This window comes from Nostoc sp. XA010 (genome assembly GCF_020829625.1).
Lineage (GTDB): Bacteria > Cyanobacteriota > Cyanobacteriia > Cyanobacteriales > Nostocaceae > Nostoc.
The window spans coordinates 1-6,381 of the sequence record NZ_JAIVFX010000099.1 but is presented as its reverse complement, the minus strand read 5'-3'; the positions used below and the strand labels follow the sequence as shown (position 1 = coordinate 6,381).

Sequence of the window (6,381 nt, the reverse complement as noted above, 5' to 3'; positions counted from 1 at the left end):
GTGCAAGGACATATCCTGATTTACTTAAGGCATTAGATGCGGCATTCGCAGAAGTGACGATAGAGAATTTACTGGGTTGGTTTACTCACTGCTGCTACTGTACTTCAGAAGACTGATAACCGCTATAGATGAACAGCTGAAACAACAACTAGAAGATGAACTGTTTGAAAAATGGTTAGACGACAGAATTCAAAACATTGATGTCAAGCTGCAAGTAGATTTCTAGGAATAAATTATGAATTTACAAGCTGATATAAAATGGGAAGACTTACCTTTTTGCTTGTTAAACCCCCAGCAACAAATTCAGTTGAAAAATCATGCTGAAACTCGGAAGTATGGATTAGGAAAAGTAATCTGGTCTACAGATAACTTAGGAGAAAGAGAACAATTTTTAATTGTCGCGGGTAGAGTATGTCTTAGAGAAGAAGGAAAATCAAACTCATTAGCAACACTATCAGCAGGCAATTGGTTTGGAGATTTACTTAATCTTTCTGGACAATTTAAAGCCGTAGCATCAAGCAAAGATGTAGTGTTAGTGTGCTGGAATGCAGCAGTTTGGAAGGAAATTTCATCAGAAGAAACTTCTCACTTTTGGATTCAGCAGCGATCGCATTATCAACCTCACGATCCTAACAAGCCTCAGCCAGTATCGGGGTATCCCTTTGTCTGTAGCCCTAACACAGCTGCTGCTTGTTTAACAATGGCAGCTCAATATTTGCAAAATCCTTTGCCATTAGAGTCGGTACAGCGTCAACTCAGAGGGCAACATCCTAATAATGTTGTAGAGGCAGGCGAAAAATTAGGGCTGCAATTGCGACAGTTAGAAGTTAGTTGGAACGATTTGCGTCAGCTATCTTTTCCCGCTTTGCTGCAATGGCATCAACTTGACTGGATTATCGCCTATGGCGTTAAGGGTAATCGCTTAATTATCGCCAACCCCATCAACCTGAATCAAACTTGCGAAAGTATTCCTCAAGCAATGGTTGAGGAAAATTGGCATGGGCAACTTTGGCAAGTAGAACCAATCCAACAACAAGAAAAATTCAACCTCAGTTGGTTTGTACCCGCAATTTGGCGTTACCGGAGATTAATGGCAGAAGTGCTATTAGTTTCTTTGGCTTTGCAACTGTTGGGGGTAGCAACGCCAATCATCACTCAATTTATTATTGATAGAGCCATTGTTTACGGAAACCTCGGCACTCTTGATGTCATGGCGATCGCACTTTTTGGGGTTGCGATCCTCGAAGCAATTTTTGGCATTCTGCGGCTATTTATCTTTACTCACACTGCTAACCGCCTCGATTTGAGCTTATCAGCGCAATTGTTTCGTCACCTGATGCGCCTACCTTTAACTTATTTTGAGTCTCGAAGGGTAGGCGATACTGTTGCCAGAGCGCAGGAATTAGAAAATATTCGTTCCTTTCTCACCGGTACAGCCTTAACTATCATTCTCGACAGTATTTTTTCAGTGGTGTATCTAGTGCTGATGTTTTCTTACAGCTTCACCCTCACCTGGGTTGCTTTAGCTGTAATTCCCCTATTTGCTATCCTGACTCTAGTTGCCACACCAATTCTCCGTCACTGGCTCAATCAAACCTTTGATCGTGGTGCTGATAGCCAATCTTTTTTAGTTGAGGCGGTGACAGGAATCCATGCGCTGAAGGCTCACGCCGCAGAACGTAAATCTCGTAAACGTTGGGAAGGGTTATTTGCTCGTTACGTCCGCACCAGCTTTAAAGCTTCCACAACTTCTAACATCGGCGGTAATATCGGCGACTTTCTCACCAATTTTTCTTACTTAATTATTTTGTGGTTTGGTGCAAGATTAGTTATTAACCAACAAATGACAATTGGGGCATTAGTTGCATTTCAAATGCTGGCAGCGCGGGTAACAGATCCACTGCTGCGTTTAGTGCAACTATGGCAGGAATTTCAGCAAGTTTTGCTATCTGTAGATCGGCTAGGAGATATTCTCAATACCTCACCAGAAGCCGAAGCAGGATCAGGTGTAGCTTTACCACCCCTCAAGGGTAAAGTCAGTTTTGAGCAAGTGGTATTTCGTTATCAACCTGAACAAGAACCTGTTTTGAAAGCTATTTCCTTTACAGTTCAACCAGGAATGTTTGTGGGAATAGTCGGACGTAGTGGTTCGGGTAAAAGTACCCTTTCCAAGCTTTTACAACGACTTTACCAAGCAGAATCAGGTTCAATCACAATTGATGATTTTGATATAAAAACCGTTGATATTGGTTCTTTACGGCAACAAATTACTGTTGTCTTACAAGAGGATTTTCTCTTTAACGGTTCCATTCTAGAAAATATTGCTCTTAGTGAAGCAGACATTACACCACAACAGATTATAGAAGCGGCTCGGTTGGCGGTAGCCCATGATTTTATTAGCGAACTACCTCATGGATATGAAACAAATATCGGAGAACGGGGAATTTCTCTATCGGGAGGTCAAAGACAACGCCTGGCATTGGCGCGTTTATTTCTTTCGCAAGCACCGATTTTAATTTTGGACGAAGCGACAACTGGCTTGGATAGTGAGACAGAGCAAAAAGTATTGCAGAACTTACAGCAAGTTTCAGGCGATCGCACTGTATTCATGATTGCCCACCGATTCGCACCTTTAAAACAAGCAGATTTGATTTTAGTACTAGAAAAAGGAGTAATTGTGGAAAAAGGCACACACGAAGAGTTGCTAGAGAAAAGAGGCGTATACTTTACTCTGTATCAACGGCAACTTAGTGCTGTGTGATAGCAAACTTGAGAAAGTTAAGATTTATGACAGATTGCAGAATTTAGTAAGATTGCTGGGGAAATAAAAGTAAGTATTTTATACTTATTTTTAGTTTTATTTAGTATCTATTTTTGATAAAAAGGCTAAGTTTGCAGCTATTCAGACACTGCATTTTTAGCTTTGTCAAAAACTTAAAACAGACCATTGTCAGCAAAACTTTTAAGATAGGAGTCTGAGAGCAATGCTTCAGTCAGAAGAGAATAAAAAGATTTCAGGCAAAAGTTCCAAAGGTTCTGGCGCAGGATTAACTACATCACATCCTCGTATTTCATCCCATACCCGTACAACCTTCAGTAGCACACCTCAGTCTAATCCTGTCAAACAAAGTTCTCTTGCTAGCAAGCCTGTCAATAATACTGTTAGCCTTCGTCGGGGTGATACTCTCTGGGAAATTGCTCAGAAAAAGCTTGGTAATGGTAGTCGTTGGCAAGAATTACGCAAAGCCGATGGAAGCCGATTTAAACCGCAAGAAGTTAGGCATCTTCAAGTCGGGACGCTCGTCTCTGTTCCTTGGACGAAACCGACGACAACAAAATCGCATCATGTTAATTCTTTTTCTCAGATACATCACCTAAATAGTGAAAGCAAAGGCATAACTCGTCGTGAGTTTACTTCAGGCTCTACTCATACCTCTCGTACCAGCCTGCCTAGTGCTTCACCTACATACTTTTCTAGAACCTCTCAGGTATCTGCAAATCTACTTGGTGCTGGAGGTACAACGCGCCATCAAGACCCCAATGAGTCCAGCCACTCAGCTAGAAGCACTAGGTCTCAAGATTCATCTGATGCTTGGTCGAATAATGCGCTAATTAATGGAACAGTCAAAGGAATTGCCGTAGGAAACTTTGTAAACAAAAGCTTATTATCAGCAGCAAACGCAAAAGTTAAAGTGACGCGGGCAAAGGACGTTGTCAGGTTAGTCGGTCGTCCTCTAAGCAGAGGAGATATAAATCTATTACAGGAGTTTTCACATAATCACAAGGTTTCTAAACAGCTTCAAGATATTTCTAGACAACTAGAACATAAAGTTACTGGCTCTCAAATAAGTACCTCTGATTTGGCAAGAGTGTTAAAGGCTAACAACTGGCAAAAGGAAACTATTTTTGAATTAAGACGGGGGGGTTATCAAAAAGCGGCTAAAGAAGCTAAAAGAACACGGATACCTTTAACGCGAACTACCTCTATTACAATAGTTCACGGGGGTAAGGGTAACCGTAACCTTAGTAAAACTCAGCTTTGGAGGAATGTAAATAAAGACGCTGAAGTCAGAATTTCGAGAGAAAGAAAAGTCGGTTTACCAAAACGTCGTCCAGGTTGGCATCAATATGCACGTGTGCAAAATCCTAAAAGCAACTAAGCTCTAGATGTAAACGGTAAGCCTGCAAAAAAAGCTTTTACACATTTCGCTCTTAATTCCGAATCACGTAAAATACGAGTCGTAAAGACACTGCAAGCAGCTAAAACAAAAGCAGAATACCGCGTAGCTAAAGGAACACTTCGCGTATCTAAAGCAGTTAGAGAATCGAGACTCTATAATCGGACACTGCAAGCCGCCAACACTGTTAAAAACACTAGACCAGCAACAGCAGTAGCTCGACGCGCTAACATTGTTAGAAACTCTTCTGCTGCTAATAAGACACTGGGAGTCACCAGAAAAGTTACACAATCAGGAGTTACTAAAGGTGTACTTCGAGGAGCTAGTCGAGTAGCTGCGCCCGTTGGCATTGCACTTGATACCTGGCAGTTAGGAAGTGCTTATAAGAAACATGGATTTGGAAAGGAATTTCGCAAGGAAGCAGGTAGTGTTGCTGGTGCATGGGGTGGTGCTGCGGCTGGTGCGGCAATTGGTTCGGCAATTTTTCCTGGAGTTGGAACTGTTGTGGGAGGTGTTATTGGTGGTGTCGCTGGGAGCGCGTGGGGTGATGATATAGAACAAGGAGCGGAAAAAGCAGGGAAAGCGATAGTAGGAGGAGCTAAGAAGGCATGGAATAAATTTTTCGGGTAACTAATTATTTATGGATGCCCTAAATTATTTGTGAATAAAAATATCCCCGACTTCTTAAAGAAGTCGGGGATCTAAGGCTCTTAATTATCACAAAATTTCTCAACTCAACAATCTTATTTTTGAGAAAATACCTCATCAAATTTCCGTGTAACTGGCTCAATCAATAAGCTCAAAACTGACTTCTGGCGCATGACAATTTCCCCCGTTGCTTCCATTCCAGAAGTTAATTTCTTCTCTTGTCCTCTTGCCACCACAGATAATCTATTCAGCTTAATTCTAGTAGGAAAAACTGACTTACCAGAAGTTTTATCCTTAACAACTGCATTTGGACTAACGTAAATTACTGCTCCATCAATAATGCCAAATTCTTGATAAGGGAAGGCATTTATCTTAACTTTTGCTTTCATGCCTTCATCAACAAATCCTCGATATTGGTTTGGCAGATAAACTTCTAATACAGGTTCTTTGCCGAATGGCAGAATTGACAATAATTCTTCACTAGATTGTACTGTCCCTTTACCTGCGTTGACGTTAATATTATAAATTGTGCCAGAAATTGGAGCTTTTATAACCTGCTGTTGTAATTGCTCCATAGACTGATCTAATTGCCTCTGTACAGTCTGCAATTCCTCCTGACGCTTACTCAATTGTGAAAGGTTTTCACTTTTATAATCTTCTTGCAGTTGCTGGATTCTTTTATGTTGAACAGCAATACTTTTTTGTATGTCTCTGGCTTTATCTTGAGCGTGTTCATAATCTAATCGGGGTATAGCACCGACCAAACGACGTAGCCTATTCGCATCCCGTTTGGCAGATTTAAGGTTATCTTGCAGCCGCTTCAGTTCAATTTCAGCTTCTTTGAGACGTGCTTGATGACCCTTAGCTGTTGCCTCATTCGCACGGCGGATATCTGCGCGAATCAACCCAGCTTGTTGTCTGAGTCCGTTAATATCTACTTGGGATTGTTTTGAGTCCAGCGATATGAGAGGCTCGCCTTTTTTAACTTGCTGACCTTCTTTGACGTTAATAGATTGAATGATGCCACCACCAAGCGATCGCACTGGTTGAACTTGCTCGGAGGGGATGATCTCACCGTGAGCTACAGCAACTTCATCTACTTTACTAAAAGCTGCCCAAGCGATTGCACCAAATAACCCTAAGCTTAAGCTCACCGCCACCAATCTTGTATAAAGAGGCGGTAACTGTTGCACGGACTTACCTAATTCATAATCTAGGTAAGCGTCTGGATTAGCAAACTGCTCTCTTGTCTGCCGAGTTTGAGATGAAGACGAAGCTAAGGGAAGCTTCATATCTTTAATATCGCTAATGTGTTTGTCTTTATCATACTAACCAGCAACCCCAATAGCACGAAACTTGACAAGCAATCAGTTGGATTGGAAATAAGAAGCCCATTTGCCAAGTTCACAACAAATATGAACTGCGATGATCCTTGCGGGGGGACAAAATGGTTTAGAATGCTTATATTGCAAAGAGTGTAGCAATTTGTGGTAAAAGAAAAAGAGCATTCATTCGCAACAAGCTCTATTTAATGATAATGTTACCAGAATTCTAC

General features: G+C 41.4%; 5 protein-coding genes and 1 pseudogene. 4 read left to right on the top strand and 2 right to left on the bottom strand.

The genetic code is table 11. The features are described from left to right. Positions 1 to 127: 127 nt before the first annotated feature. The 3 genes and pseudogenes from LC608_RS35945 to LC608_RS35935 all read left to right on the top strand — a co-directional run. Positions 128 to 226: pseudogene (locus LC608_RS35945) on the top strand (peptidylprolyl isomerase); the annotation flags it as partial. 9 nt (positions 227 to 235) lie between these two features. Then, positions 236 to 2,761: a peptidase domain-containing ABC transporter gene (locus LC608_RS35940; RefSeq protein WP_229558067.1), complete on the top strand. Its 2,526-nt coding sequence runs from the start codon at positions 236 to 238 to the stop codon at positions 2,759 to 2,761. Between the two features lie 223 nt (positions 2,762 to 2,984). Beyond that, positions 2,985 to 4,160 carry a LysM peptidoglycan-binding domain-containing protein gene (locus LC608_RS35935; RefSeq protein WP_229558066.1) on the top strand — a complete coding sequence of 392 codons (1,176 nt, stop codon included), beginning with the start codon at positions 2,985 to 2,987 and terminating at the stop codon, positions 4,158 to 4,160. Positions 4,161 to 4,333: 173 nt separating this feature from the next. Here LC608_RS35935 and LC608_RS35930 read toward each other — a convergent pair whose 3' ends face one another. Beyond that, positions 4,334 to 4,528, bottom strand: coding sequence for a hypothetical protein (locus LC608_RS35930; RefSeq protein WP_229558065.1), 195 nt, complete (start codon positions 4,526 to 4,528; stop codon positions 4,334 to 4,336). Between LC608_RS35930 and LC608_RS37140 the strand changes: the two genes are divergently transcribed. Further along, positions 4,443 to 4,808 carry a glycine zipper domain-containing protein gene (locus LC608_RS37140; RefSeq protein ID WP_267871331.1) on the top strand — a complete coding sequence of 122 codons (366 nt, stop codon included), beginning with the start codon at positions 4,443 to 4,445 and terminating at the stop codon, positions 4,806 to 4,808. The two genes, LC608_RS35930 and LC608_RS37140, sit on opposite strands and share 86 nt — an antisense overlap. A gap of 113 nt (positions 4,809 to 4,921) precedes the next feature. Here the strand turns inward: LC608_RS37140 and LC608_RS35925 are convergent, their stop codons facing one another. Beyond that, entirely contained in the window at positions 4,922 to 6,118 is a 1,197-nt protein-coding gene (locus LC608_RS35925; RefSeq protein WP_229558064.1) for an HlyD family efflux transporter periplasmic adaptor subunit, read from the bottom strand. Positions 6,119 to 6,381: the final 263 nt, after the last annotated feature.

Coding starts and splice junctions, on each gene's coding strand:
- LC608_RS35935 (WP_229558066.1), top strand. CDS start 2,985: ATGCTTCAGTCAGAAGAGAATAAAAAGATTTCAGGCAAAAGTTCCAAA.
- LC608_RS35925 (WP_229558064.1), bottom strand. CDS start 6,118: ATGAAGCTTCCCTTAGCTTCGTCTTCATCTCAAACTCGGCAGACAAGA.
- LC608_RS35930 (WP_229558065.1), bottom strand. CDS start 4,528: ATGCCAACGGGCGCAGCTACTCGACTAGCTCCTCGAAGTACACCTTTA.
- LC608_RS35940 (WP_229558067.1), top strand. CDS start 236: ATGAATTTACAAGCTGATATAAAATGGGAAGACTTACCTTTTTGCTTG.